Here is a 26,439-nt window from a genome sequence, read left to right as displayed (position 1 = left end):
ATTACCGTTCCTTTTCTTATCCATTTTTCTGGTAAAAATTCTTCCCCACGCGCTTAATATGGTCCAGCACATCAGGGTCGCTGATATGGTGGTAAAGTGAAATATCAATGGAGTAAGGCAGGAGGAGATCATCCAACTCCAGCGAAATCCGGTTGATGTCCTTCCACTTCAGTTCAGGGGCAATTACGGTTAGGTCAATGTCGGATGAAGGCTTAAAGTTGCCCTTGGCACGTGAACCGTACAGCAGCACTTGGTCCACCTGTGGATGCTTTTTGAATACCTCGATTATCCGCTTCAATGCTTTCTCTGGCAACCCAAATTTCATTGTTCCTTATTCTCCTTCCTGATTTGTTTCTTAATGATTTCCTCAAAGCTTGATCTCAATTTCATGAACTCGTGAATGTATGAATCCTGCACCTGCTCAGCAATTTCATTGGCCGTTTCTTCATTGTAACTGTGTACGGTAAGCTGGCGGCTCTTGATCATTTCCATCCAGGCATCTCCGTTTGCAATCAACTCTCGCCTAAAAGCCATTCGAAAAGCATCCCGACTTCCCTGGATGCCTTCCTCACCCTGGTATTCATAGAAATCTTTGATGGTATTCCAGGCAAGCTCGAATGTGTACTCAAATGCCTGGATCAGCCCTTGTTGCTCCAGTTCGTTCAGGGTGCCTTTGTCAATGAACTTCTCAAGTTGACTAAGCGCCTTCTTGTATTTGCTGAAGCGCTGAATCCAACGTATGTCTTTTTGGTTTAGCATCGTTTTTTTAATCTGAATCAAATTTTCAGTAATCAGTTCTCGTTAATCCCTCGCTCGGCCACTCAAACTCTGCCAGAGCAAAGGATCGGCCTGTGCTCCTTTTTATTCTTCCTCGAGGCATCCAGTTTTCCTGTTCCAGTTCGCTCGTCAGCTCAAAGTATTTGACAAAGTTACCGTCAAAATTTGGTGCGGCTCAGCGCGTATTCGCTGAACGAACTGCACGAGAAAAAATCTATATGGCGCAAACCAAAGATGCGCTACACATTGGCCGCCTTGGCCTTAACAAAAAGAATATAAGCCTAAGACCAGCCAATCAATATTTCCAGGCAGCTTCAATTTCCCTGGATCAGCACCTTCAGCTTTGGAAGGCAATGGCTTTTATAAGCAATCACTTCAGCGATGCTTCATCTTTAGAAGATAAATTGGAGGAAGTACTGAACGCCTGGATCAGCTATGATAGGGAATCCTGTGCAAATTTGCATTTGAATTGAAAAATTTCCGGATAAGTGTGTAAATTTGCATTATGATAGCACGGCTTCTCCATCCGGTTCTTAATGATTACGTTTCCCAGTTCCCTGTTATTTTTCTCACCGGTCCACGCCAATCGGGAAAATCAACACTGGAGAAAACACTTGTGGGCTGGAGCTATGTGAACCTTGAAGATCCTGACCAAAGAAACCTGGCGACAAATGAACCCGCCCTTTTTCTGGCGCAATTGGGCGAAAAAGCCATTATTGATGAAGCGCAGCATGTTCCCGAACTTTTTTCGCACATCCAACTCATTGTGGATGAAAATCCCCAGCGGAAATTTCTGCTAACGGGGTCGCAGAATTTCCTGATGCTGGAAAAAATTACGCAATCGCTGGCGGGCAGAACAGGTATACTCCAGCTTCTGCCCTTTTCGATGGATGAACTGGCGTATGTGGGCAAGCTCCCTGCTCTGGAAACCTATCTTTGGAAAGGTAGCTATCCCAGAATCTACGATCAAAATATTGACCCTAAGGCTTTCTACAACGGCTATCTGAATACCTATGTGGAGCGGGATGTACGCAGCATCCGCAATATTGGCGACCTTGCTACCTTCCGCAGGTTCCTTGGTCTTTGTGCCGGAAGGATTGGGCAATTGCTCAACATGAACGCCCTGGCTACCGAAACCGGTACCAGCGTGAATACGATCAAACACTGGCTCTCTGTGCTGGAGGCAAGCTATGTTATCTACCTCTTGCAGCCGTATCACAAGAATTTTAACAAGCGGATAACCAAATCTCCAAAACTTTATTTCTATGATACCGGCCTTGCCTGTCGCCTGTTGCTCATCAATAAGCCTGAGGAGTTACTCAATCACTTTGCCCGCGTACAAATTTTCGAGAGCCTGGTCATAACGGAAATCCGCAAGTCATTGCTGAATGCAGGGGAAATGCCGCACCTCTATTTCTGGCGCGACAGTCATGGCCATGAAGTGGACCTATTGATAGATCAGGGCGCAACAATAACTGCAGTGGAAATAAAATCGGGAAAAAATCCATCGCTCAATTACCTGAAAGGGCTAAAGTATTGGCAGGAGTTAACCAGTGAGTCGGCTGAAACTTCGAAGGTGGTTTACGCTGGTGAGCAGCAGATGAGGACTGGGCATGGGGATTTAGTGCCGTGGATGAAAGTAGTGGACCTGGTTTCGAAATAGAATCTGGTTTCAGGGAATTTTTCCTTCTTTGTCCAGAATGAGCACCATCAATAATATAATCAAATATTACCGCTGCTATGATGCCGATAATGGCGAACTGGCGATAACAAACATTTTCAGAAATAAGGTGGATACTGAAACGGGTTGGCATACACATCAGTCCGATATCCTGTTCTTACTGGATCTTTAAAAAAGATATGTACCTGCATTTCCTGATGAGCCGTCATAAGGAAAGAAGGAATAAATTAGGAAACCACCCCGGGTATCGAATTGCGTTTGCAGAGGCGTATTTTTCCGGGAGCTGCAACAGGTTAAATTATTCATTCATTTTTCGGGCTGAGTTACCCGGCATTAGTATGATCGGGTAACCTGTGTTTTCCCCTCGTGCTTCACAATTCCTGGCTATCTTTAAATTACAATGGACCTTAAGAAAAATGGGAAAAAATATTTTGATGGGAATGTCTAAATTTGAAAGGGGAGTTCGTCTTACCTGTGTTGAAACAATTTATTTAATCATTAAAAAAGTAAAAAAATGACAGCAAAAGCAATTGCGAAGGCATGGTTCAACGGTATTGACTCCAGGAACTTTGAGGGTGTAAAGAAGCTTATGGCACCTAACCACAAATTTCACAATCCAATGAGTCCTCAGCCCATTGAAGTGGAAGAACACATTGGCATGATGCAAATGATGACTTCAGCCTTTGAGGGAAAACATCACATTGACCAGTTAATTGAAGACGGAAACCATGTTGTAGCCAGAGGACACTGGTCAGGAAAACATGTTGGGGAATTCAACGGAGTTCCTGCTACCGGCAATGATCTTACTTTTTCATGGATGGATCTTTTTGAAATCGTGGATGGAAAAGTAGCAAACGAATATTTTGAAATGAACCCGTTGAGCATCATGTCTCAAATTGGTGCAATGGAAACTAAAGACGCATAATCATGAATGAATATCTGATAATTATTCGAGGTGGTGAGGATGTATCTTCGCTTAAATCTCCGGAGGAAATGCAAAGACATATGCAAGAATGGCAAAAATGGATGGGGGGACTGGCTGAAAATGGAAAATTCGTGGCCGGCCAACCCCTCATGAATGAAGGCAAATCATTAGTTGAGGCCGGGAAGCGGGTAATTGACCGTCCGCTTGCAGAAGGCAAAGAATTGGTTGCCGGCTACATTATCCTGAAGGCTGAATCGCTGAACGAAGCCACCGAATTGGCCAAAGGTTGTCCAGGTCTTGAGCATAATTGCACACTTGAAATTCGGGAAATAAGACCAATGGATTGAATTTGAAAATTTCACCCGATATTGAACTTACAGTAAACCATCTTTTCAGACATGAGTCCGGAAAGATGGTTTCTGTTTTAGTAAAAATTTTCGGATCTGAAAATTTTGGATTGGCCGAAGATGTAGTGCAGGATGCTTTGCTTTCTGCTATGGAAACCTGGAAATTCAGAGGCATTCCGGATAATCCAAAGGCATGGCTATACAGAACTGCAAAGAATAAAGCGATTGACATAATCAGAAGAGATAAGCACAATCAAATTATTGATTTTGCCGATCCGGAAAGAAAATTATTGACATCTGAATATACGCTTTCTGAAGCGATGAATAATCATTGGCAGGAGAGCAATATAAAAGACGATTTTCTTGGGATGATGTACGCCTGTTGCCATCCTGCTATTTCAGAGGAAAATCAAAAAACCTTCATTCTCAAATCTCTTTGCGGATTTAGTACAAAGGAAATTGCGAGAGCATTTTTGACGGAGGAACAGACGATATCCAAGCGGTTGTACCGCACCAAAGAATACTTCAGAAAATCAAAGATAAAACCCCGGATTCCTTCGAAAAATGAATTATCATCCCGGACCAGCGTTGTTCTGGAAACAATCTATATGCTTTTTAATGAGGGGTATAACTCCACGCATTCAGATAACTTGATCAGGGAGGACCTGATTGCGCAATCTATGTTATTGTGCAAATCCTTAATCGAAAATGACAAAACGCACCTGCCCGAAGCCCACGCACTTATGGCATTAATGTGTTTGCATGGCTCAAGAAGCGCAGCAAGAGTTTCGGCCGAGGGAGACCTTATTCCTTTGGAAAAACAAGATCGGTCAAGCTGGAACAGAGAATTGATAAATGCAGGGAACAACTATCTGAACAAGGCTGCGGTTGGAAGTTTCATCTCAAATTATCATCTGGAGGCAGCTATTGCTTACGAACATTGCATAGCTCCCAACTACCGGTCAACTAATTGGGAATCCATCGTATATTATTATGATGCATTGCTTTTTAAATATCCTGATCCCATTCTTTCGCTTAACCGCTGCATTGCTTTAATGGAAGCAAAAGGACCTGAGACCGCGTTGGAAAGCTTAAATGAATTAAAAATTGACAAGATATTAGAAAAATACTATTTGTATTATGCGACAGTAGGAGAAATTTACTCAAGGCTGGGCGAGGAAGAAAAAGCAATAATTGCATTCAGAAAAGCAAAGGAGCTAACGCTTTCCAATAAAGAAAAGCGATTCCTGATGGACAAAATATTAGGAATTCAGACTTAAATGATTATTATTGGTATCAAAATTTGAACGGATAAAATAATAAGAGAAGTGGCATATATTGGTTATATTTTGATCATTGTGCATGGCATTTTGTTGCTGTGGTCAGTAGGCGGGTTCCTCGAAATGATCCTGCACAAGGTGCCATGGAGACCCTTTACAAATCCCGAATTCCCGGCATGGGTCCTGATCATTCATTGGAGCTCCGTTTTGTTTGCTTCGGTAAGTTTTCTTTACGGATATTTTACCCACTGGGACAAAACACCCGCGATCATGGCAATTGCTTATAGCATGATGGCAGTGGTTTGCGTAATTGAAACATTTGGCTTTATGACAAGCAAAATGAAATACCTGGCAATGGGTGCGGAATTTTTTACTTACGCTTTGATTTTACTCCTGCTGTTCCGCAGTAAATACTTTATAGAATATTTTAGTTAAATAAAATTTGAGTTAATTGTTATGATTTAAAAAAACGGCAATGTTTAAATTTTTAAGAGGATGACAATACTTTTTTTGAACAACTCAGAATATTGAAATTCATAATAATTCAAATCTTAAAATTGTTAAATATATTCCTGCAGGAGAATTGTAAATCTTTCAATTCTCTCCTGCGTTCATAAAGCCTCTTTACTGTACGTGCCATATTTCTCCTTAAAATCAGTATTACCGGAATCATGTTTCCGGCTTTTGTACTTACCCTTACAGTCCGATGCTTTTCCTAATTTTGCCGCTAAATTTTAACAGCCTTATGGAGCGTCCTGAATTCAAAGCAAAGAAAAAACCCGGCAAGGAGGAATACCTGTATTGGTACGAAATGATGCAGTTGATCCGCAAGTTCGAATATAAATGCAGCCAACTCTACGGCCAGCAGAAAATACGGGGATTCCTTCATTTATATATGGGGCAGGAGGCCTTGATAGCGGGAGCTATGACGGCTTCAACCAAGGACGATCCCATGATCACCGCCTACCGGGATCACGGCCATGCACTGGCTGCCGGCCTCACACCGGCTTCAGTAATGGCAGAGCTTTTTGGGAAAGTAACAGGATGCACTAAAGGAAAGGGCGGATCCATGCACATGTTCAGCAAGGAAGGCAATTTCTTTGGCGGGCATGGGATTGTGGGCGCTCAGATCCCGTTGGGAGCAGGCATTGCCTTCGCAGAGCAGTATAGAGGCACTAAGAATGTTTGCCTCTGCTATATGGGCGATGGTGCCGTTCGCCAGGGAAGTTTTCATGAAACGCTGAACATGGCGATGTTCTGGAAACTGCCGGTAGTATTCATTATTGAAAATAACAAATATGCAATGGGCACTTCTGTGCAGCGTGTGAGCAACGTCACGGACCTGTATAAACTGGGAAGTGCTTATGAAATGCCTTCAGTGCAAAAGGATGGAATGAGCTGCGAGGAAGTGCATGGTGCCGTTAAAGAAGCGGTTGACAGAGCGAGAAAAGGAGAAGGTCCCACTTTAATTGAATTTGTGACTTACCGCTATAAAGGCCACTCAATGAGCGATCCTGCGAAGTATCGTACAAAGGACGAAGTAAAGGAGTATGAGGAACGCGATCCGATTGAGCGGATACGGCAAACGATCCTCGAGAAGAAATATGCAAAGGAGGCGGACCTGGAAAAGATTGACAGCCAGATAAAGGAGGAGATTACGGAGGCAGTAAAATTTGCCGAAGAGTCTGAATATCCTTCGGCAGATCAGATTTATGAAGACGTATATGCCCAGGAGGATTATCCTTTCCTTAAAGATTAGACACTACAAATCAGCAGGAGTAATCATTGCATAAAATTCTACTTTTGCACTCTTTATAATTATTGAAGCTAAATATCAGAATGGCAAAAACGACTAAGGAAAAACCTGAAGCAGCCCATCAGAATGTGGTAGAAGAAAGGTCAGGGTTTGAAAGGTTTGTAGAAGAAAATTCCCAGGTGCTGATGATTGCAGGTGCTGTGATCCTCGCTGGAATTCTGGGATTCTTAGGCTATCAGCAGTTTATACAAAAACCTGCACAGAAAGAGGCGCAAAGTAATATCTTCATGGCGCAGGATTATTTTGCAAGAGATTCGTTGAACCTGGCGCTAAACGGTGATGGCCAGAATATGGGGTTCGTTGACATTGCTGATAAATATAGCAATACCAAAACGGGAAACCTTGCCAGCTACTATGCAGGGATCATTTACATGAGGCAGGGCCAGTATGAGGTTGCCCTGGACTACCTCGAAGATTTTAGCTCAGACAGCAAGGTAATATCCGCTTTCAAGTATGGTTTGATCGGTGATGCGCATGTTCAGTTAGGCGATCATGACAAAGCTGTGAGCAGCTACGAGGAAGCAGTTGAAGCCGATGAGAATAGTTATACAGCCCCAATGTTTCTCAAGAAACTTGGCCTGCTGCGGGTGCAAATGGGAGAACATCAGAAAGCCCTTGAGGCGTATGAAAGAATTAAAAATGATTACCCCGAATCCAATGAAGCCGGAGATATTGAAAAGTATATTTCCCAAATGGAAGCCCAACTTTTCGTAGAAAGAAAATGAGTACTGCAGGACAATCCGGCTCTTTCTCTCCTTCTGGTTTACTTCCGAAAATAAAGGAAAAAAAATTCGGGATCGTCTACGCTCAATGGCACGAGGAAATCATTAATTCCCTGGTTACGGGAGCGGAAAAAATCCTTTCCGAATTTGGCATTCCTGAAGCCAATATCACGAAAAGAAGTGTACCCGGTTCTTTTGAGCTTCCGCTCGGAGCGTATTATCTTTCCAAATTTGCGAAGGCTGATGCAGTGATCTGCATTGGCTGTGTCGTTAAAGGCGAAACGCCTCATTTCCACTATATCTGCGATGCTGTCGCCAATCACATAATGCAACTCAGCAGTGTCCACAACAAGCCGTTTATTTTTGGCGTCCTGACGGTAGATACTATGGAGCAGGCGACAGAGCGGGCAGGCGGGAAGCACGGCAACAAAGGCGAGGAAGCTGCTTTGGCGGCTCTGCAAATGTTACAGTTGAAAGAAGAACTGTCTACGCCCAAGCAGGGCGGGCAACTGGGATTTTCAAAATTTTAAGGCAGCCCCAAAGTGGCTGTAACCCCAAATTTCTTTCTTCCTAAAAATCCAGGCCCAGCGAAATATATAAAATCCTTTCCTGGAAAAGTCCGTCTTCTATACCCCATGCGAGATCAGCTTTTACGAAGTAGCCGAGCAAAATACTGCGAAAACCGAAACCCACTCCCTGCACGATGGGCTGTCGAATAGCATCTACTGTGGCGTAGAGCGGAGGCAAATCGAGAGAAGGCAATGGAACCAGGTAGCTGCCGCGCAATATTTCATCCCCGGACCATGCTGTACCCGCATCTCCAAAAAGTACCACCTGAAAATTCTCCGTAAACTCTGACCGGATGGGTTTGGCATTGAGCATCTTAAAAACCGGAAATCGCAACTCGGTATTTAATACACCATAGGAGCTTCCGTTCCTGATGTTTTGCTCAAAACCCCGCAGAGTGGGGGCCAGGACTTTAAAAAGATATTCCTCGTCTTCATCCGTTCCGATGTCTCTATTAAAACTCGGATAGAGCCAGTTATCTATACCTCCCAGGTAAAATGCCACCCGCTGCCTGCCCAGCGAAGTTTCCATTGTAAGCCGCGATGCCCAGGATATGCTGGCCGGAAGTGTGAAATAAGTTCTTACTTCAAAACCCGGCACTGCCAAAATACCGTTGTCCGCATTCAGTCCTTGAAAAATATCGGTCCATGCCCTGAATCGTATACCTTCATATAAATTCAGGGCGCGGGGATAAGCATTATTATAGGCAAACTGAAAACGGGTTCCGGCAAAAGCGCGGGACACGATAGGAGCTTCCGCAGAGGCTGGTCCGGTAGTTCTTGGAATGGTACGATCCAGACGGAAAAAAGGAGCGGCCTGTAAATTCATGATCCTGTTGAGCGGATAGTCCAGCGTCAGGCGGAGTTCCTGCAGGGTTTCTTTGGTTGCCAATTCCTGTGTGGCCAGCTTTTCGGTTTTTCTGAGAAAACTCAGGGTTTTGTCAAGCCGGCCCTTGAGGTAGGCATAATCCATAAAATAATCCAGTTCATTAAAATCAGCCGCGATGCGCACACCTCCGGCAATGCGGTGGTTGCCGGGAACATCAGTGAGCGCAAATTCCATCAGCATATCCCATGGCCGGTCATACAGGAAGTCCCGCCTGCCCAGAAAAGTGATGTACCGGTTGTAGAAGACGCTGTTATTTACCTGCAAAAGCAAATAAAGAGGCGAGAAAGTCAGCGAATAATCAGTTGTTCCCATAGGAACAGGCGGGGTTTCCTGCCTGGGATTTTCTGCCCTTTGCCGCATGTATTCCTTCCATTGTTGTTCTGTCCAGAGAAACCGGGTTTGAAAATAGACGTCCGAAGCAGCGGCAGGCGTATCAATCGCGGAGGAATCAATAATGCCGCTGTCTAATACTGTTTTTTCCGGCATAAATTGCTCAGGAGAAACCGGTTCTGAGGCAAGTGGGGTCAACTTTCGCCTGATGGTGGTTTGCAAAGGAAACTCAGGCACCTGCGAGGAAGAGATGTAATATCCGGCATCGTTGCGCCACAGGTCGTAGAAAACCTGATTGCTTTCATCCACATCATGGTTCTTGATGTTGCTGCTGTAGTTGGTTTGCCGGATGATGGCAGCCGTATCCGCTGTACTGCCGAAGGACGGGAGAATGGCAATGTTGCGATTCCTGATTCCGCTTTCACTCGTAATATACGCCACCGTAGAATCGGAGATCCAGCGAAGCTGTTGCACGTCTTGCGGTCCGTGAAAAGCTACCCGGTGAATTTCCGGTTCTTCATCATTTACTAAAAGCTCAAAAATATTCAGCGCTGTAAACTGAAGCGAATCTTCACCTTCCGCAGATTGCTCTTCTTTACGATTCGATAAAAAGAGCACCCGCCCGTCAGAATTCACAGCAGGCTGGAGATCATCATAAATATCGTTGGTGATCCGCGTCAATTCCCTGAAAGCCATGTCATAGATAAACAGGTCGCTCTGTCCCTGGCTGATGGCGCTCATCATCAGTTGGTCGCCAGCCGGCAGGTAACAAACAGAAAGGACCTGATCCAGCCCTGTCAGCGCTTCTTTATCCTTTTGTAATTTTTTTTGAGTGAAATCATAATTAACCAGGGCGGGTTTCCCTTTTTCCAGGTATGTGATTGATAGCCTTGATCCGTCCGGGTTCCAATCCATGGCCGGTAAAACGGCCGGTTCATAGCTGGACTTAATCCTGAAGCCGCTTTTAAATATTCGTTCAAAATGGCGCATCCTGAAGTCCATAAGCCACACTTCCAGCGCGCCATGATGGTTGACTGTAAATGCTACCACTTCTTCTGTGGGATGAGCCCGCACTGCTTCTACATTCAGTTTATTGAAGCGCTGGGGAAGAGCCGTTTCCCGTGGCATTTCTATCTCAGGATATTTCCGGTATTGCCATTGATTGTGCAGGTACCATTCGTTGTAAAGGGATTCAAGTCGTTTTCCTATTTCAAAGACAAAACCGGCTTCCATATTCTTATTCGTCCTCATATAATAAAGGATGCCGGCTACTTGCTGCAGGCCGTACTGCTGCGCCAGATAGTTCCAAAGAGACTGGCCCACAAGGTCCTGCTCGTGCGGCCGCAACCTATTGAAATCCTTGAATCTGCCTGACAGGATGCCTTCTTTCAACTGCACATCCTTTTGAACCGGCCAGCCTTCCGCAGCAAATTGTACCAGCCCGTTCACATACCAATCCGGCAGATTAATGAGCGTGGAATTCTGCAGAATATCCTGAATGCTGCCGCCATAAAGCCAGTCGTTCAGCACCATACGCGCTACTACAGCCTTGAGTTGTATTCTGAATTCTTCATGATTTCCGGTAAAGTAAACCACGCCTTTCAGCACTTCCATATCAATGTATCCGCCTATGTTGTCATCTTCCCATCTTGGAAAAAGATTGGTTTGCTCAAATTCAGCATAGGAATTATAAATAAGAATCCGGAACTTATTCACCGTGCGATAATCGAATAGTACTTGCGCTTCTTCCAATTGAACAGGAACTTCCTGCATTGCATATTTGGCCAGGTGCTCGCCCCCTTCTGTAAAGTAAATATCAAATCGCTCGCCTGGCAAGAAGTTCCATTCCAGTTGCTTGTATTGCAGCCGGTTTTTTTCGAATACGGAATTGGCAATTTGTGACCAGGCAGTTACAGGAAGTAATACCGCAAGCGGAAAGAGGAACAGACGAAGCGTAAAAATAAGGCTCAGGTTGCCTTGCCGGATCCGTGTTTTCAGGGATTCATGTAAAACCCGGCTATCATATTTTTTTGGCTTAATAGCTTCCATAATACTTCCTGAGAAACCATTCAGCAGCCAATAGCAGGAGGAGAATAAAGAAGAATACCTTGAGGTTGATGAGCTCCCGCAGGTCGAACTGTACATAGCTGATGGCTGCTAGGTCTTCGCGCTGTTGAATCGCTTCCAGCAATTGCTGCTCCTGCCCCGGCCAGAATATGTTACCTCCGCTTTCTTCAGAAAGGCCAAAGAGGAGCCGGTGGTTGGCTACGGTTTGCAGATATTCCAGCCCTGTTGATTTTACCACGATCTGTCCACTCAGGCTATAGCTCTGATTCCCAACATTGACTGAACCTGTATAATCATAACTTCCTGCAGGCAGATAACCCGCATTCAGGGAATAGCGGTTCCGGGCAGGGACAAATGCATAATTGTATTCATTACCGGCAGTGTCGCGGAGTGTCAACCTCACCTGGGCATCCTGAACAGGCTCATAGGATTGATTGTAAACCTCGGCTTCAAACCGCACGGCTTCATTCTCAAAGAATATATTCTTCGCGGGTTGTAACCTGAAGAAGCGTTTATCAGCTCTCAGCGAAAGATATTGGATGGTTTTGCTCAGCAATTCCTCCATCGCTTTATGATTGCCTGTTTCCAGAAAATTATGAAGATACCAGCGCCATATTCCTTCACCCGCAATAACGCCTGTCTTTGCTGTCCCTGCCGGCATAAACGCCATTAAAGGCAAGGCTGTTTCCACCTGGCCAATTTGCTGATGCAGCAACACCTGGTTATCTCCTGTAAAGCGATAATTACCATACGTGCTGATGAGGGGAGGCATGTCCCGGATTAAGGAAACCGATTCTCTTGACAGCATAAACAGATCGAAATCATCATTTATTCTGGGCAAAACTTCGTTGGTGCTTCGTCCGCCTGGCGATATTTCTATTCCGAGATCGAGATTATTCAACTGTCCGAAATTCGTTTTTGTACCGAGTACGAGCAGCATAGGAACCTTCTCTTCATTCAGCATGGAGATAAGGCGCTGGCCTTCTGCGCCTCCGTCAGGAAGCTGGTGAAGGATTACCATGTGGTATTTCCCCAGCGATTCAGCCGAGACTGGCCCCGCCTGCATAAAATCGCGCAGCACCGCAGTTTCCACTTCATAGCGCTCATTCACGGCTATGAGTTTTCTGAGCGCTGCAATGTCAGGATGCGGTGCAGCGGCCAGCAACAGGATGGCTTTCCGGCTGTCCAGCACTTCTATGAAGATATCCTGGCTATTGTTGCGCAAACTGATCTCACCTTCCTGTGGTGTCAACCTCAGGGTGTATTTCTGCACGCCCGGCTCATTTGCCTGAAGAAAGACATTTTCTTCTATTCTGAAATCATCATCTTCTATTTCAAATTGGCTGCTGTGGACTGTTTTGCCCTCGTGCGTAATGGTGAGCGTAGCGTTGGCTCCAGCCAGTTCCGTGGCCCCTGTTTCGATCTGGATCGGAAATTCATTTCCCTGGTAAACAATGTCATTGTGCCGCACATCGCGGAGCACGAGATCGCGCGGAGGAATTGTATCGCCAAGTGCCAGCGTATAAATGGGCACGTTGGGCCGGGATGAAAAAAGCGGATTCACACCTTGATTATAGATGCCGTCCGTGGCGAGTATTACCGCACCCAAATTCTGATTGGTATAGCGGTCCTGCATTTCCCGGAACAATTGCGAATAATTGGTGGCCGGTTCGGAAAAGTCAAGGTCATCGCCCGGAGTGGCCCGGTCTCCGAAAGTATAGATATCCACCTTGTAGTCTTGCCCCAATGCCCCGGCCACTTCGGTGATACGCTGCCTCAATTGTTGCTTGTATTCCAGTGAATCCTTATTCAGCAGAATGGATTGGCTGTTGTCTATTGCCACCGCAATTACAGGTTCCTCAACACTCTTGAAGGCGGTTCTGATAAAAGGCGAAAGAAGGAATATGGTCAGCATCGTTACGCTGAGGAAGCGCAACAGGATCAGCAGGAAGGTGGGATATTTCCACATGCCATTTTTGCTGAACTGGCTATTGTGATAAGTTAGGAAAGCAATCCCCGCCCCGGCTATTAAGCAGAAAATGATGAAGTAAGCAGGGTATTCTAATTTCAGGCTGAAGTCCAAGGAGATGTGAGCTGGATTGTGAAAAATGGGTAGAACGGCAAATTTGCCATATTCTTTTAGATATTCAATGAAGGTGCAGCAGGTGCAAGGTGGCACAAATGCGCGGGTGTCCGGTTAATATTAAAATTTAAATATTCAGGGATTAAATCCGGATTAACTTAATTTTTTATAAACTGGGGAATACGGCCCGTCCGAATTCTCTGTTTTCGTCAATTACGGGAATTATCTTATTACTTAATCTCCTGGAAATACTCCCGCACCTTCAGCCGATAATAGCCATTGAGCGCAGGCGGTACGGTTTGAAGAAGTTCCACCTCCCTGAGTTTGCGCTGCTTGTATTCCTCGAGAGCGCGTTGCTGGGTTTGTGCAATCTGGTCTGCCGTTTTTGATTCACGCTTTTCCTCAAATTCCTGCTGGCGTTCGGCCTTTTCAGCATCCAGAAGTTTCACCATGATGTCTTTCTGGCGGTTCAGCATCTCATTGCTAAGGCGTTTATTTACCAGATCTTTTTCCGTTTCTTCCATCATCTTTTGCAATTCCTGAAGTTCGCTGCCGGGCTTTCCATCCTTGCCCTTTTTCTCGTTCATTTTGCGGATCTCATTCCTGATTGCCTCCTGCATTGCAGCCATGCGCGCCAGTTGTTCGCTCATGCCACGCTGCCCTCCCGGAGTCTTTCCATCCTTCATCTCCTGCAATTGCTGATTAAGCTGCTCCTGCAGTTGTTTCATCTTGCTCATGCTGGGGCCTCCAGCTTTCTTAGGTTTTCCTCCCTCACCCATGTTCTTCGGATTCTGACACTGTTGGCTGCCTTCCATCATGCTGGCCATTTGCTGCTGCATCTGATCCATTACTTCGCTCAGCATTACTGCCAGATTGTTTGCCGAGGTCATAACATATTGCTGGTGATTCCGGGCAGAAGGGATCTGGCGCTCCGAGAGAGCCGCCAATGTTTTATCCATATTATAATTGACCAGCCCTATTTCCTTATTCACAAATGTTTGGATCTGGAAAACGCGTTTGCTCAATGAAAGGAGGCTGTCTTCTATCAGGCGGGCATCATCCTTAAGCTTGCTCTGCTTTTTGCTCAACTCCACAAACTGGGGATTGTATCTCCTTATCTGTCCAAGCTCTTCCATCAGACCTTCCTGCTCCATGCTCAGATTGATGAGGTTCTCCAAAATTTGCCGAAGCGATTCGTAATCCTCCTGCATGCCCTCCATCTCCATACTGCTTTGCGAGCTCTCCATCTGCTCCTTCATTTTCTTCATCTTCTGAGCCGCATTCTTCTGATTTTCTGAAGCCTTGCTGTTTTGCTTTTTCTCCATCTTTTCACTGCCTTCCTGCATTTCCTGTTTTATTTCGTCCTCCTGCTGCTCAGTATCGTCCATATCGCGGGGCCGTTCCAGTTCCTCGTTCATCTCCTTCATTTCCTTCAGGTCTTCCTGCAGGTCCTCAAATTCTTCTTTCAGTTGCTCCTGCTCCTTTTGCAACTCCTCCGTTTTCTCATCGTCCTTTTCATTTCCGGCCTTCTCAGTTTCTTCAGCCAGTTTCTCCTGCTTTTCGGCCAGTTCTTCGAGCTTGTCAATGGCATCCTGCATTTTCTGATCGAGTTCCAGTTCCTTGAAAAGTTCCAGCATCCGGTCCAGTTCCTTCTCCATATCCTTATCCTGAAGGTTCATTTTTTCCAGTTCCTGCTGTATCTGGTCCTTCATGTTTTTATCCATGAGTTCCTCCATCTTCCTGAAGAGTTCCTTCATTTCGTCTGTCATCACCTGGTCAAACATTTCCTGAAGCTGCTGATGCTTCTGCATCAGGTCCTCATCCATCTCTCGATAGTCGGACTGTTCCTTTGTGTTCTCTTTGTATTGCTCCTGAAGGTCTTCCATCGTTTTCTGCATCTCTTCCTGCTTCTTCATGATGTCCTCCAGCATCTTTTTATCTTCCCAATTCAGGTTCTTTTTATTAATGAGTTTCTCCCGGGCATCCTGCATTTCTTTTTGCAATTGCGTAACCTGGCGCACGGCAGCCTGCATTTTATCTTTTATCTCCTGATTCGTTTCATCCATTTTCTGCTCAAGCTCTTTTTTGGTAGGGGCCTGGTAGCGCATCATTGTACTCCGGCTCGATTTGCGTCCATTCACCTGATCATTATCCCATACCTGGAAAAAGTATTCTATTTCATCTCCGGCTTTTATTGCGAATTCATTCAGATCCCAGAAATGATGAAATGCCTGGATGGTTTTGTTGGCTGAAAAGCTGATGTCGCGGCTTTGCAGTTCTGGCTCGCTGTCTTTATCACCTTCACGGAAAATGCGGTAATAAAAGCGCAGGGCCGTGAGGCCGTAGTCGTCCGAAATCTCTCCGGAAAAGAAGAGTTGCCTGTTGCTCAATGAATCCTGCTCCTGCTGCACATTGATAGCAGGATATGCATCCGGAATTACATTTACATGATATAAAATGGAATCGCTGCTTTGAAGGTATTCATTATCGGCTTTCACAAAATATTGGTCATTCCTCAAAAAGCGTTTATCAAACCGGAATTCGTTTTCGCCTGTGCGTTTGGTGGCCAGGGCAGTATCGCTGAAAATAAGGCTCAGGTTGTTGGTAAATGCTGTGTTGAACTCCCATCTCACGCTGGTTCCCGCAGGAATGTTCAGGTCTCCCACATTTTTTAGTTGCTCATCCTTTTTTCCTACATAATCCGGGTAATCCAGGCTCAGGGTAAATCCCTGTAGCAGAGGTTTCGGCAGTACTTTTAACTGGTACGGCCTGGAAATAAAACCGTCTGCGCCAAACTGAAATTCTTGGTCTTCCTGAAGGTTTTTTAGTACAAATTCAAAATTCATCTTGTCCACGCGGGTCATGCGGAACTGGTTTCCATTAAGTACGATGTAACTCTGGTTGGGAATTTCTTTGCCTTTGAGGCGCAACTTCACCGTGAAGTTCTCCTGGCGAAGCGCCTGCATGGAATCGTTGGCTAGGACAAATTCAAAGGGAGCGACCGGCTCATAATAGGTTTGGTGATTAATGAGCCGCGTGGTACTCTCCAGGAGCATATTCCGGGATGTTATCAGGATGGCCAGTAGCGCCACCACAGGAATCAAGGCATATTTCAGGTAGCGGGTATTTCCGCGGAGGTCAATGGCATTGGTGAATGGAACGGGCTGCAACTCACGCGTCCGCTGGGCAATGCTGGCATTGATCAAAGACTGCTGCGAAGGATCGTGCAAGGTCTCCGCCTGATGCTTCAACTGCAGCGTATTCAGCAGCTTATCTTTTACTTCCGCAAAATGCTTTCCTACAATGGCGGCTGCCTGGTCGTGGCTCAGGACTTTTCCCAAGTGCATCCAGTGCGCTGCGGGGATTGCCACATATTTTACAAGGATCGCGATATTCACCAGAAGATAGCTGTAAAACAGGCCGGTACGAACGGCAGTGGAATATTCTCCGAAATATTCGAATGCGGCTACCAGCAGGAATAGCAGCACCGAAATGCCCAGCACATAGATGGCGCCTTTAATGATCTGGTTCAGGTAATATTTTCTGATGAAGCGATCCAGCTTCTCTATCAGGAGTTGATAATTATCTTTCATAGGATTATGATCTCAAATAATGAGTAACGTAAAATACGGAATCATAGTGATGATGTTTCCTCTTTAACACCTTTTAACTAAAAGGAGAAGGAATTTCCGCAACCCCTATTTTACAAAAACCCTACCTGCAAATAGCGGTGAGAATAAGCGCTGGGCGGTTATCAGGGTTTGGCTTGCATATTTCCATCTTTGCCCGGATTTTATATTTCAAAAATAAAATGCAAAATGGCGGCTAATGATCCCTTTCTGGTAAAGACAATGTTTGGCCTCGAACCTGTGCTGGCGCAGGAACTGGAGCAACTCGGAGCTAAGGATATCGTGCAGCAGAATCGTGCAGTTTCCTTTACCGGAGACACGGCAATGCTGTATAAAGCAAACCTCCACTTGCGGACGGCTCTTCGCATTCTGGTTCCAATAGGATCGTTCATTGCCAACAATGAGGAACAACTTTATAAGGGCATCCGGGAGTTCAACTGGCTTCGGCACCTTGGCCCTGATGATACGCTGGCAGTGGATGCTGCAGTACACTCTAGAGAGTTTACCCATTCCAAATATGTGGCACTGAAGACTAAAGATGCGATTGTAGACCAGATCCGCGACATGAAAGGAACCCGTCCTTCCGTGGATATTAAATCTCCAACCGTCCGGATCAATATTCATATCCAGGAAAACCATTGCAATGTATCGCTTGACAGTTCTGGCGACTCGTTGCACAGGCGTGGTTACCGGCTGGATATGAACCCGGCCCCGCTGAATGAGGTGCTGGCAGCCGGACTGGTGCTTTTGAGCGGTTGGGATGCCACAACACCTTTCGCTGATCCGATGTGCGGTTCCGGCACCATCCTCACGGAAGCCGCTATGCTTGCTTATAATATTGCGCCCGGAACGCTGCGCGCTGAGTTTGGCTTTCAGCGGTGGCGGGATTATGAGCCGGAATTATGGGACACGCTATTTAAGGAAGCGCTGCTCCAGGTTAAAGAGGATGGGCCTGAAATTACCGGTGCAGATATTTCCGGTATGGCGCTGCAAAAGGCCGGAGATAATCTGAAGCGGGCGCATCTCGCGCGCGAAGTGGCGCTGAAGAAATCTTCTTTTGAGCACTTTGTCCCCGAGACGGATGGAGGGACGGTCATCATAAATCCTCCCTATGGCGAGCGGTTGAAAGAGGAAGACATCGAAGGGTTTTACAAGATGATCGGGGACCAACTGAAGCAGAAGTTTGCCGGCCATACCGCCTTGATCCTCAGCGGGAATATGGAAGCGCTGAAGTTCATTGGGCTGAAACCCTCCCGGAAAATTCCGCTGTATAACGGAAGCATTGAGTGCCGCTTTTGCCGGTATGATCTGTATGCAGGGAGCCGAAGATAAGCAGCCAATAAAGTCAAATTACAGGTCCTTCTTCTTCAACCTCCACCAACTTATTCCGCTGAAAAGAAGGATGTAGCCAATCGCAATAAAAGGTTCCTTGCCAGTAATTTCAGGAATTGGCATTCCATCTTCTCCAGCCTGCATTAGCAGAAGTTCCAATGGAAAAGGGATGAGGGCAGACATATTCTGGAAAGGTAGATAGAGCCGGTACTCTATAGGCGCTATTAAGGCTCCTATCGGCTCTATAATTATGATGTAGAGCAGAAAAAGCAGGATGGCAAGCCCGCTTTTTTTAATGAGAACCGCCAGCATTAATCCAAAAGAGAGGTAACCACAGGCATGGAGAAAGTAGTAAAAGATAAAAATGATCTTATCTCCAAGAAAAGTATCGGTGGATGAGGGGGTGTAAATTGTTCCGAAAGTTGCTCCCAGAATGAACACAGACACCGTAGCAATTACAGCTAAAACCAGAGCCAAAATTGCTTTCGCCAAAAATAGCTGGTTGCGGGAAAGACCATCAATCATATTTTGCCTGAAGGTGCCATAGCTGTACTCGTTAGCAGTAACAATGACCAGAAGAATGCTCAACAGCATTACAAAAAAGCTGGCTAGATAGGTGGCGAAGTGCCAAACGTTCGGGAAGTAATAAATGCTATCGTGATCCATAAGTGGGATTTTTTCATCGGAAAATCCCGAAATAAAATCCGAGGTAGCATAGAATGCCAAGGGGATAATTATCAGGAACAGCCCCAATATGATCCAGAAAGTTTTATAAGGTAAAAGCTTATGCAGTTCTGCCTTCAGGTAATGTTGTTTCATGTTAAAGTTGGGCTTAGCGGGTAAGTTCAATGAATTGCTCTTCCAGGCGCGTTTTGCGCATTACCAGGTGGGTGAGTACAATGCCGCGGTCAAACAGCAGTTTGTTCAACTGAGCGGTCGTCATATCTTTTTTCATGCTGGCAATCATTACCGATCCTTCCTTCCGCAGCGCATCGGTGGCGGATATTTCGTTGAGCGTATGTTCCAGCATTCCCATGTCTTCGGCAGCCAGTTCCACCGTTTGTTTTTGTCCCAGCAGTTCATCCACACTGCCGGATGCCATGAGCTTTCCCTGTTTCAGGATGGAGACGTGGGTGCAGACTTTCTCCACTTCATCAAGCAGGTGGCTGGCCAGGATGATGGTGCGGTTGCCCTGCCCCAGTTCGCGGATCAGTTCCCGAACCTCCGCAATTCCCTGCGGATCCAGGCCGTTGGTCGGTTCGTCCAGTATCAGCACTTCAGGGTCGTTCAGCAGCGTGGAGGCAATCTGTAGCCGTTGTTTCATTCCGGTGCTGAAACCGCTGTAACGGCTGCTTCTGCGGTCGTAAAGCTTTACAAATTTCAATGATTCGTCAATGCGCGAATAAGGAACACCTTTTATGTCGCACACCACTTTCAGGTTTTGCACTGCGGTGAGGTACGGATACATGTTGGGATTGGCCCATAGCGCCCCGATGCGCAACCGATGCCTGGCCTGCGGCTCCTCGCCAAACCAGCGGAAAGTCCCCTTGTCAGGCTCCACCACGCCCAGCACCATGCTCAGGGTAGTGGTTTTGCCGCTGCCATTTGGACCAAGTATGCCATGCACTCCACCGCTGGAAATGCTCAGTGAAAGATTGTCTACAGCCGTGATCCGGCCATAGCGCTTGGAAAGGTTTTGCGTTTCGAGTACCGTCATAGTTCAGCAAGGGTTGTTTGGTGGCAATTCATCACTGGCAAATTTTTCAATCTGGGGGCAAAGATAGAATCAATATGAGTGGCTTGCTTACAATTGATCGGGAAGCAGGGCTGTAGAAGTTCCTTAAAATTACTTTTGAGGCGGTTGCTTCACGAATAGAATATCTTTGCCCGGAAGTTTTATTTTGTAAACCCTATTGTTGTTTTAGTATTTTCTTTTGATTTTTTTAATTGCACAATATGAATAAGTTACTTTTAACGGTACTGATTACCGGTCTTGGTTATGGCTTTTTACATGCTCAGGACACCTCTAAATTCATGGTTATGGTGAACTTTTCTTATGGTCAGACCAGTCCGGCTTTCTTTAATGCCAGGGAAAAAATTGGGATGCCTACAGTAGCTGTAGGCATTGAAAAAGGACTCCTGTTCCACCAATTGGAACTTACGGATTTTGGCTATGAGAGATACATTGTGAGGAATTCACAACATGGAGATTTTGGTAATGAGCAGCGGCTGGGATTGAAATATCAGTTGAGTATTTTGCCATTCGATAAAAGGAATTCAAAATTCTTCAACCCGATTTTCGCAACTTCACTGGCTGGTATGGCACACCGGGACAAACTCAGAGACAATGCCGGTCCTTCAATTTATGAAAAGAAAACAGCACAAACAGTAGATTTTGCTATAGCTGTGGGTAATAATTTTAGAGTGGGGCGAAATATTGATATAAGGCTGACCATCCCAATAAATATAATGCACTACACGAGAGCGACATATAAGAGAAGAAGTAACGATGCGAACGGTGTTGGCGTAATACAGCAAGATGAATGGAGCAGGAGCCAATTCCTTACCTATTAGCCTTGGTATCAGGCATCTTTGGTCTACACATGGAATTAATCGCCAATCAGTTTAATTCCTAAGACCTTTAAAGATTCTAATCCTGTGAGTTTGCAGTTATCTTCCACTTTGAATTCAGATATTTCTATAGTGCTGCAACGTCTCCCGGTCTATTTTATAGATCGTGACTTTTTCTCCTTTCTGCTCCCCCTTTTGTTCTTGCATTAACAGGTGGAGCCAGCGTGGTATGTCATATCCTGGAAATTGCCTGGAAAATCTGGTATGCCTGTAATTAGAAAAAAGAATATAAAATTCATTATACTTATTTAAATCCAGGGTTTCTAAATTAAACCATGAATCAATGTGTACATTCTTCGGGGTTTTAAAATCAAAATAAATTTCATGTACATTATAAGTGTGGTCCGTTAAAATCAGAACGTTGTCCTCAGTTTTTATTTCATTATAAAATTCTTTTTCGAAAAAATATACCCGTTCCGACCGGGGGTGCTGCCAGTATTGGAATGCCATATAGATAGCGGGCAGCAAAATCACTATCGCAGGAAGGTATTGCCGGTAAGGCTGAAAAACGGGCAAATGTGTGGCGGCAATACAGCCGCAGACGATGGTTAGCAGTAGTATGGAATCATAACCAGATACGAGGGCAGCCACCACAAAAGCCAGCCCGGCAGACAGCCATAGCACCAGTTGCTTCTTCTGGGCCTGCCATTGCCCGAAGCGGAAAAGCGTGAGTGCGGCAAGGACGTTTAATGGAATAATCAGCAACAGCCACATTCTGTAATTAATTGGAATTGGATTATAGCTTTTAAAAGAACTGCTGCCCCACCAGTATAGCACCATCAAAATGAAAAGGAGAATTGTGAAAAATACTTCGAGCCGGTGGAACTGGCGCACCCGCAACCTTAGCGAAGGCACCGCCAGCAGCAAAGGCAGTGAAAATGTGAGGTCGCTAAACAGGAGCAGGATAGGGGCATAGGTAATCCGTTCGATAATTTCCTGGGTGCTTGCAGTATAGTAGCTCCACTCGCTCACGTTGTGGTCATTCTCAATCCCACTGTAACGCAGCAGAAAATCATCGGCAAAAATCTGGTAACCCAAATGGTATAGCAGCAGGATGAGCACTCCCGGGCCGGCAGCCCATATCCAGAACCGCGTTAGCTTTTTATCCCGAAAATTCTGAAACCACACAAAAAGGATAAATGGCAGCAGGAATATGATGGTGAGCTTGGTGACAAAGGCGGCAAACAGGAGCAAAGAGAAAAGCAACCCATTGCGGGCTTCATTTGCAGGTTTATGGTTCATTTTCCAGAGCAGCAGCATGGCGAGGAAGGCAAAGCCCGTCATAATGGTATCTGGCATAATGAGGGCATTGAACCAGATGAAGGTATAACTGAGCCCAACTAGTGCAGCACAGAAAAATGCCGCAGGGGCACTATAAGAATAGAGCAGGCGGTAAATGCCAAAAAGCAGCAAAAGGTAGCAGAGCAGCGGCCACAGAAGTGCGGCCCAGTAGGATATTCCAAATAGTTTGATAAGCAGGCTAAGCGGCACCAACATCCCGAAGCGGTTCCAGAATACACTGCCGTTTATTTCGAAAGTGCCGTTCGCAATTTCCCAGGCATGTTTGAAATAGTAAGCCGGGTCATAGAGGTCAATGCCCAGACCGAAGTAAAAGTGGGAAACAACACCAAAGAGGGAAATCCCAACGAGGAGTAAAGGGTATTTCCTTTTTAAAATCCAATAATACATTTTGCCCTGGATCACAAAACAGGTATTGGTGTTAATGAATGTTTTACGGGTAATTCCGGACAAATTCCAGTGGTTTCCCGTTTCCTGCGCAAGATAGCCCGGAGGCAGGTACTTCTGAAAAATTCCAAGACAGGCGAGGGGTAAACGGTCATCCTCATACCTTTGCTGCCATTACGAAAATCCCCTATGCCGGCAGCAATTGAAACATTCCAACTCACCAAATACTACGGAAAAGTAAAGGGAATAGACAATGTGAACTTTGAGGTGCAGGAGGGTGAGATATTTGGATTTATCGGTCCAAATGGTGCAGGAAAGTCTACCCTGATACGTACGCTGGTTACGCTGCTGTTTCCTACCTCCGGTCGGGCAAGCATTTTTGGGCTGGACGTGCAGCAGGAGCCGAAGAAGATGAAAAGGCTTATTGGCTATGTCCCCAGCGAAGTACACTACTACGATAATATGAGCGGGGATGAGCTGTTGCGCTATTCGGCCTCATTCTATGGCGTAAAGGTGGAGCAGGAATTCTATCAACTGGCAAATGAATTCGATCTTAACCTGAAGCGGGACATCAGCGATCTTTCGATGGGCAACAAAAAGAAAGTAGCACTGCTTCAATGTCTGCTTCACCGGCCGCGGCTGCTCATTCTGGACGAACCTACAACCGGCCTGGATCCTAAAATGCAGGGGCAGTTTTTCGAGCTTTTGCAAAGGCTGAACGGGAAAGGAACCACGATCTTTTTCTCTTCGCATGTGCTGAGCGAAGTTCAGCGCCTGTGCGGACGGGTGGCCATTATCCGCAACGGAGAAGTTGAAACAGTGCAAACGGTCGAAGCGCTCAATACGCAGCGCCTGAAGCGTTGCCGCCTCGAAACGGAGCAGCCCCTGCCGGAGGGGTTCTTTCGGTTGGCCGGAATTGAAAATGCAGAAAGAAAGAACGGACACAGTTCCTTTACCTATAGCGGGGAATTCAACAGCCTGCTGGCAATGCTTCAACCGTACAAGATCATTGACATTACGATTGAAGATCCCCCTCTCGAAGAAGTTTTTATGCATTACTATAATGAATAAATACGGACAATGATCAATCGACATTTGTACCTGAAAGAAATGAAGCGTAACCGGAAAGCCGGCATTGTGTGGACGTTGCTTATCATGGTGCTGGTTATGTTTATTCTCTCGCTTTATCCTACGGTTTCAGGTATGATGGCCCAACTCACCGTGCTGATGCAATCCTTCCCGGTTCCGATGATGCGCATTATCGGTTTCGACTTTGCCGCATGGGGAAGCGTAATAGGATACTACAGTACAGACTATAGCCTGCATGTGATGATCCTCTCCAATATTTACTCGGTCATGCTGGCCGGAAGTATCATTTCCAAAGAAGAAAGAGAGGGAACGGCTGAATTTCTCATAACCCGCCCGCTCACTCGTTGGGATGTATGGTCTGGCAAAGTAGCCGCATATTTTTCGTGGATGTTCATATTTATCTTTTTCCAGGCGCTGGCAGCTTTAACAGGAATGCGCTTATTCGCGGATGAGCATATTCAGTGGCAGCGGTTTTTTACGGTTAATTTATATGGCATGCTCATTATTTTTTTGTTTGGAGGGTTGTCGCTTTTGCTCTCTCTTACAAGTTACCGGGGCCGCCAGGTTACCGCGCTGGCCATAGGTATTCTGCTGGGCACATACGTGGTTGATGCCCTTTCCCGGATTTCGCCTTCCACAGAATGGCTGGGCAGCATCAGCCCCTTTCATTATGCCGATTTCAACGCGGCTGCTGCCGGCTACAAAATGGAATTGTGGCGGTTTTGCCTGTTGTTTTTTCCGGCAATCGGTTTTTTCGCAGCCAGTTTCCTGGTATTCAGAAAAAAAGATTTAACTATTTAATAATGAAATATATTTAGTATAAATAGCAACGTTAATAAATATTTCAAATTAAAGGTTCTTAATATTTAATGAAAACTTAAAAACGAAAAGCTACAATGGAAGGTCATAATCAATTTGATATTTTTGACAAATCCGGTTTTATGCCACATGGCCATTGCTATTTGTGGGAGGAGGACGTGCTTTATATGCATGTCATTTCTGACAGCTTTATTGCGCTGTCATACTTTCTTATCCCGTTTGCGCTGATTTATATCAGTTCTAAACGTAAAGATATTCGCTATGGCTATATGTTGGTGATGTTTGGCCTTTTCATCGTGATGTGCGGAACCACTCACGTGTTTGGCATCATCACCGTGTGGGATCCGATTTACCGGCTTGAGGCATGGATAAAGGCAGGAACGGCTGCGGTATCACTTATTACGGCTGTGTCGCTATATCCGCTGCTTCCCAAGATATTAAAGCTTCCCTCACCGGAGCAATTGAAAAGCAAGAATGAGGATCTGGAGAAGGAAGTTAAGCTCAGGAAGGATGCCGAGATGCGGGAACGCCAATCAAGAAAATATATTGAATACCTGATGGCTACATCTACTTCGGGGATTTATGCTTTTGATACAGAATATAAAATCACGGAGTGGAACCCTGCGCTGGAGCAATGGCGGAATGTGACCAAGAGCGAAGTGATAAACCGGAATATTTTCGAGGCATTTCCGGAACTCCATAATTCACCATTTGGGAAATTGATCAAAGAAGTTTTAGGAGGTGTGAGCACTACCGGAGTAGAAGTAAAATCTACCTTTACTGAAATGTGGTTTGATGTGAGTTTCGTGCCCGTGTATGATGATCACGCAGAGATCATTGGGGGCCTGGCAGTGCTGAATGATATTACTGCCCGGAAAATGGTGGAGGAAGAGTTGCGGCAAAAGAATGAAGAACTGAAAGCCAGCAATAAGGAACTGCAGCAATTCGCATATATAGCGTCTCATGATCTGAAGGCTCCGCTGCGTGGCATCAGCACACTTTCTCAGTGGCTCCTCGAAGATTATGGGGAAAAGCTGGGAGAGGAGGGCAGGAGCAGCCTGATTTTATTGCAGGAGCGCGCTAAGCGGATGCACCGCCTTATTGAGGGAATATTGCAATACAGCCGCATAGGACGAATGCGGGAATCAATTGAAGAAACGGATGTGAATGTTGTTTTGAGTGAGTTGCCTAAGTTGCTTACGATCCCGAAAAATATTGAATTAATTATTAATAAAGATCTTCCGGTACTGGAAATGGAAGTAACCCACATTAACCAGATTTTTCTGAATTTGGTAGGCAATGCGGTTAAATATAATGATAAAGAAAAGGGAGAGGTCAGGATTAAATACAGCGATTTGGGTGATAGGCATCAGTTTACCGTAAGCGACAACGGACCAGGCATTGACCCAAAATATCATGAAAGGATCTTCGAGATGTTCCAGACGCTGCAGCCTGATGAGGATACAGAAAGCACAGGAATTGGCCTTACGGTAGTAAAAAAGATCGTTGAGTTCTATGGCGGAGAAATCATTGTTGATTCTGAGGAAGAAAAGGGAGCTGCGTTTATTTTTACTCTTCCAAAGAAAATTCCCGGTAGAAAATAGCAATAGGTTTTATATGTATTAAAACTTTGAATTTAAATCAAACTCCGGGTTTTATTAAAGTAGGAATTTTTATTATTATTTTAAATTTTTCGTAAAACGGTAAATCATAATTCTTTTTTTATTGAGAAGTAAAAATTGACTCAGTAAGTATTTTTTTAATTAAAAA

At 45.4% G+C, this 26,439-nt stretch carries 22 protein-coding genes; 14 read left to right on the top strand and 8 right to left on the bottom strand.

What is annotated here, in order from left to right; translation table 11 throughout:
- Positions 1–16 precede the first annotated feature (16 nt).
- Together WD077_12955 and WD077_12950 are read right to left on the bottom strand one after the other, a co-directional pair.
- The gene (locus tag WD077_12955) at positions 17–325 is read right to left on the bottom strand and encodes a nucleotidyltransferase domain-containing protein (GenBank protein ID MEX0968142.1); all 309 of its coding nucleotides are present in this window, start codon (positions 323–325) and stop codon (positions 17–19) included.
- On the bottom strand, positions 322–759 hold the full coding sequence (locus WD077_12950; GenBank protein MEX0968141.1) for a nucleotidyltransferase substrate binding protein: 438 nt from the start codon (positions 757–759) through the stop codon (positions 322–324). The genes WD077_12955 and WD077_12950 overlap by 4 nt, the downstream gene beginning before the upstream one ends.
- 236 nt (positions 760–995) lie before the next feature.
- Between WD077_12950 and WD077_12945 the strand changes: the two genes are divergently transcribed.
- The 9 genes from WD077_12945 to ribH all read left to right on the top strand — a co-directional run bounded on the left by WD077_12945 (position 996) and on the right by ribH (position 8,078).
- The gene (locus WD077_12945) at positions 996–1,250 is read left to right on the top strand and encodes a hypothetical protein (GenBank protein ID MEX0968140.1); all 255 of its coding nucleotides are present in this window, start codon (positions 996–998) and stop codon (positions 1,248–1,250) included.
- A 32-nt stretch (positions 1,251–1,282) separates the two neighbouring features.
- Entirely contained in the window at positions 1,283–2,440 is a 1,158-nt protein-coding gene (locus tag WD077_12940; GenBank protein MEX0968139.1) for an ATP-binding protein, read from the top strand.
- Positions 2,441–2,972: 532 nt separating this feature from the next.
- Positions 2,973–3,383, top strand: coding sequence for an ester cyclase (locus WD077_12935; GenBank protein MEX0968138.1), 411 nt, complete (start codon positions 2,973–2,975; stop codon positions 3,381–3,383).
- A 2-nt stretch (positions 3,384–3,385) separates the two neighbouring features.
- Positions 3,386–3,730 carry a YciI family protein gene (locus WD077_12930; GenBank protein MEX0968137.1) on the top strand — a complete coding sequence of 115 codons (345 nt, stop codon included), beginning with the start codon at positions 3,386–3,388 and terminating at the stop codon, positions 3,728–3,730.
- Positions 3,727–5,010 (top strand): sigma-70 family RNA polymerase sigma factor, encoded by a 1,284-nt coding sequence (locus WD077_12925; GenBank protein ID MEX0968136.1) that lies wholly within the window; start codon positions 3,727–3,729, stop codon positions 5,008–5,010. The genes WD077_12930 and WD077_12925 overlap by 4 nt, the downstream gene beginning before the upstream one ends.
- 48 nt (positions 5,011–5,058) lie before the next feature.
- Entirely contained in the window at positions 5,059–5,445 is a 387-nt protein-coding gene (locus tag WD077_12920; protein ID MEX0968135.1) for a hypothetical protein, read from the top strand.
- Between the two features lie 310 nt (positions 5,446–5,755).
- Positions 5,756–6,769 (top strand): pyruvate dehydrogenase (acetyl-transferring) E1 component subunit alpha, encoded by a 1,014-nt coding sequence (gene pdhA / locus WD077_12915; protein ID MEX0968134.1) that lies wholly within the window; start codon positions 5,756–5,758, stop codon positions 6,767–6,769.
- 80 nt (positions 6,770–6,849) lie between these two features.
- Entirely contained in the window at positions 6,850–7,551 is a 702-nt protein-coding gene (locus tag WD077_12910) for a tetratricopeptide repeat protein (GenBank protein ID MEX0968133.1), read from the top strand.
- A complete protein-coding gene (ribH, locus tag WD077_12905) occupies positions 7,548–8,078 on the top strand; it encodes a 6,7-dimethyl-8-ribityllumazine synthase (protein MEX0968132.1) in 531 nt (176 codons plus the stop codon). Before WD077_12910 ends, ribH begins: the two co-directional genes overlap by 4 nt.
- A gap of 40 nt (positions 8,079–8,118) precedes the next feature.
- Here ribH and WD077_12900 read toward each other — a convergent pair whose 3' ends face one another.
- The 3 genes from WD077_12900 to WD077_12890 all read right to left on the bottom strand — a co-directional run bounded on the left by WD077_12900 (position 8,119) and on the right by WD077_12890 (position 17,076).
- Positions 8,119–11,382: a hypothetical protein gene (locus WD077_12900; GenBank protein ID MEX0968131.1), complete on the bottom strand. Its 3,264-nt coding sequence runs from the start codon at positions 11,380–11,382 to the stop codon at positions 8,119–8,121.
- Entirely contained in the window at positions 11,369–13,369 is a 2,001-nt protein-coding gene (locus WD077_12895; GenBank protein ID MEX0968130.1) for a hypothetical protein, read from the bottom strand. The genes WD077_12900 and WD077_12895 overlap by 14 nt, the downstream gene beginning before the upstream one ends.
- Positions 13,370–13,713: 344 nt before the next feature.
- Positions 13,714–17,076 carry a DUF4175 family protein gene (locus WD077_12890; GenBank protein ID MEX0968129.1) on the bottom strand — a complete coding sequence of 1,121 codons (3,363 nt, stop codon included), beginning with the start codon at positions 17,074–17,076 and terminating at the stop codon, positions 13,714–13,716.
- 225 nt (positions 17,077–17,301) lie between these two features.
- Here WD077_12890 and WD077_12885 point away from each other — a divergent pair, with 225 nt between their 5' ends.
- Positions 17,302–18,444 (top strand): THUMP domain-containing protein, encoded by a 1,143-nt coding sequence (locus WD077_12885; GenBank protein ID MEX0968128.1) that lies wholly within the window; start codon positions 17,302–17,304, stop codon positions 18,442–18,444.
- Between the two features lie 18 nt (positions 18,445–18,462).
- Here WD077_12885 and WD077_12880 read toward each other — a convergent pair whose 3' ends face one another.
- Together WD077_12880 and WD077_12875 are read right to left on the bottom strand one after the other, a co-directional pair.
- Positions 18,463–19,263 carry an ABC transporter permease subunit gene (locus WD077_12880; protein MEX0968127.1) on the bottom strand — a complete coding sequence of 267 codons (801 nt, stop codon included), beginning with the start codon at positions 19,261–19,263 and terminating at the stop codon, positions 18,463–18,465.
- A 13-nt stretch (positions 19,264–19,276) separates the two neighbouring features.
- Positions 19,277–20,161, bottom strand: a complete 885-nt coding sequence (locus WD077_12875; GenBank protein MEX0968126.1) for an ABC transporter ATP-binding protein — start codon at positions 20,159–20,161, stop codon at positions 19,277–19,279.
- Between the two features lie 239 nt (positions 20,162–20,400).
- On the opposite strand from WD077_12875, the gene WD077_12870 reads away from it, so the two are divergent.
- Positions 20,401–21,018 carry a hypothetical protein gene (locus tag WD077_12870; protein MEX0968125.1) on the top strand — a complete coding sequence of 206 codons (618 nt, stop codon included), beginning with the start codon at positions 20,401–20,403 and terminating at the stop codon, positions 21,016–21,018.
- A gap of 114 nt (positions 21,019–21,132) precedes the next feature.
- On the opposite strand, the gene WD077_12865 is transcribed toward WD077_12870, so the two are convergent.
- Positions 21,133–22,827 carry a glycosyltransferase family 39 protein gene (locus WD077_12865; protein MEX0968124.1) on the bottom strand — a complete coding sequence of 565 codons (1,695 nt, stop codon included), beginning with the start codon at positions 22,825–22,827 and terminating at the stop codon, positions 21,133–21,135.
- 123 nt (positions 22,828–22,950) lie between these two features.
- Between WD077_12865 and WD077_12860 the strand changes: the two genes are divergently transcribed.
- The 3 genes from WD077_12860 (at position 22,951) to WD077_12850 (ending at position 26,273) form a co-directional block, all read left to right on the top strand.
- Positions 22,951–23,832 carry an ABC transporter ATP-binding protein gene (locus tag WD077_12860; GenBank protein ID MEX0968123.1) on the top strand — a complete coding sequence of 294 codons (882 nt, stop codon included), beginning with the start codon at positions 22,951–22,953 and terminating at the stop codon, positions 23,830–23,832.
- Between the two features lie 9 nt (positions 23,833–23,841).
- Positions 23,842–24,651 carry an ABC transporter permease subunit gene (locus WD077_12855; protein MEX0968122.1) on the top strand — a complete coding sequence of 270 codons (810 nt, stop codon included), beginning with the start codon at positions 23,842–23,844 and terminating at the stop codon, positions 24,649–24,651.
- Positions 24,652–24,746: 95 nt separating this feature from the next.
- A complete protein-coding gene (locus tag WD077_12850) occupies positions 24,747–26,273 on the top strand; it encodes an ATP-binding protein (GenBank protein ID MEX0968121.1) in 1,527 nt (508 codons plus the stop codon).
- The last annotated feature ends 166 nt before the right edge of the window (positions 26,274–26,439 follow it).

It is taken from the genome of Bacteroidia bacterium, from assembly GCA_040880525.1.
Lineage (GTDB): Bacteria > Bacteroidota > Bacteroidia > CAILMK01 > JBBDIG01 > JBBDIG01.
The sequence above is the reverse complement of the archived record's forward strand: the minus strand, read 5'-3'. Positions and strand labels throughout refer to the sequence as shown.

Excerpts from the sequence above, each read along its gene's own strand:
- WD077_12850 (MEX0968121.1), top strand. The coding sequence starts at position 24,747 with ATGGAAGGTCATAATCAATTTGATATTTTTGACAAATCCGGTTTTATG.
- WD077_12945 (MEX0968140.1), top strand. The coding sequence starts at position 996 with ATGGCGCAAACCAAAGATGCGCTACACATTGGCCGCCTTGGCCTTAAC.
- WD077_12940 (MEX0968139.1), top strand. The coding sequence starts at position 1,283 with ATGATAGCACGGCTTCTCCATCCGGTTCTTAATGATTACGTTTCCCAG.
- WD077_12895 (MEX0968130.1), bottom strand. The coding sequence starts at position 13,369 with ATGTGGAAATATCCCACCTTCCTGCTGATCCTGTTGCGCTTCCTCAGC.
- WD077_12930 (MEX0968137.1), top strand. The coding sequence starts at position 3,386 with ATGAATGAATATCTGATAATTATTCGAGGTGGTGAGGATGTATCTTCG.
- WD077_12885 (MEX0968128.1), top strand. The coding sequence starts at position 17,302 with ATGGCGGCTAATGATCCCTTTCTGGTAAAGACAATGTTTGGCCTCGAA.
- WD077_12890 (MEX0968129.1), bottom strand. The coding sequence starts at position 17,076 with ATGAAAGATAATTATCAACTCCTGATAGAGAAGCTGGATCGCTTCATC.
- WD077_12910 (MEX0968133.1), top strand. The coding sequence starts at position 6,850 with ATGGCAAAAACGACTAAGGAAAAACCTGAAGCAGCCCATCAGAATGTG.
- pdhA (MEX0968134.1), top strand. The coding sequence starts at position 5,756 with ATGGAGCGTCCTGAATTCAAAGCAAAGAAAAAACCCGGCAAGGAGGAA.
- WD077_12935 (MEX0968138.1), top strand. The coding sequence starts at position 2,973 with ATGACAGCAAAAGCAATTGCGAAGGCATGGTTCAACGGTATTGACTCC.
- WD077_12870 (MEX0968125.1), top strand. The coding sequence starts at position 20,401 with ATGAATAAGTTACTTTTAACGGTACTGATTACCGGTCTTGGTTATGGC.
- WD077_12880 (MEX0968127.1), bottom strand. The coding sequence starts at position 19,263 with ATGAAACAACATTACCTGAAGGCAGAACTGCATAAGCTTTTACCTTAT.
- WD077_12875 (MEX0968126.1), bottom strand. The coding sequence starts at position 20,161 with ATGACGGTACTCGAAACGCAAAACCTTTCCAAGCGCTATGGCCGGATC.
- ribH (MEX0968132.1), top strand. The coding sequence starts at position 7,548 with ATGAGTACTGCAGGACAATCCGGCTCTTTCTCTCCTTCTGGTTTACTT.
- WD077_12950 (MEX0968141.1), bottom strand. The coding sequence starts at position 759 with ATGCTAAACCAAAAAGACATACGTTGGATTCAGCGCTTCAGCAAATAC.
- WD077_12860 (MEX0968123.1), top strand. The coding sequence starts at position 22,951 with ATGCCGGCAGCAATTGAAACATTCCAACTCACCAAATACTACGGAAAA.
- WD077_12955 (MEX0968142.1), bottom strand. The coding sequence starts at position 325 with ATGAAATTTGGGTTGCCAGAGAAAGCATTGAAGCGGATAATCGAGGTA.
- WD077_12900 (MEX0968131.1), bottom strand. The coding sequence starts at position 11,382 with ATGGAAGCTATTAAGCCAAAAAAATATGATAGCCGGGTTTTACATGAA.
- WD077_12855 (MEX0968122.1), top strand. The coding sequence starts at position 23,842 with ATGATCAATCGACATTTGTACCTGAAAGAAATGAAGCGTAACCGGAAA.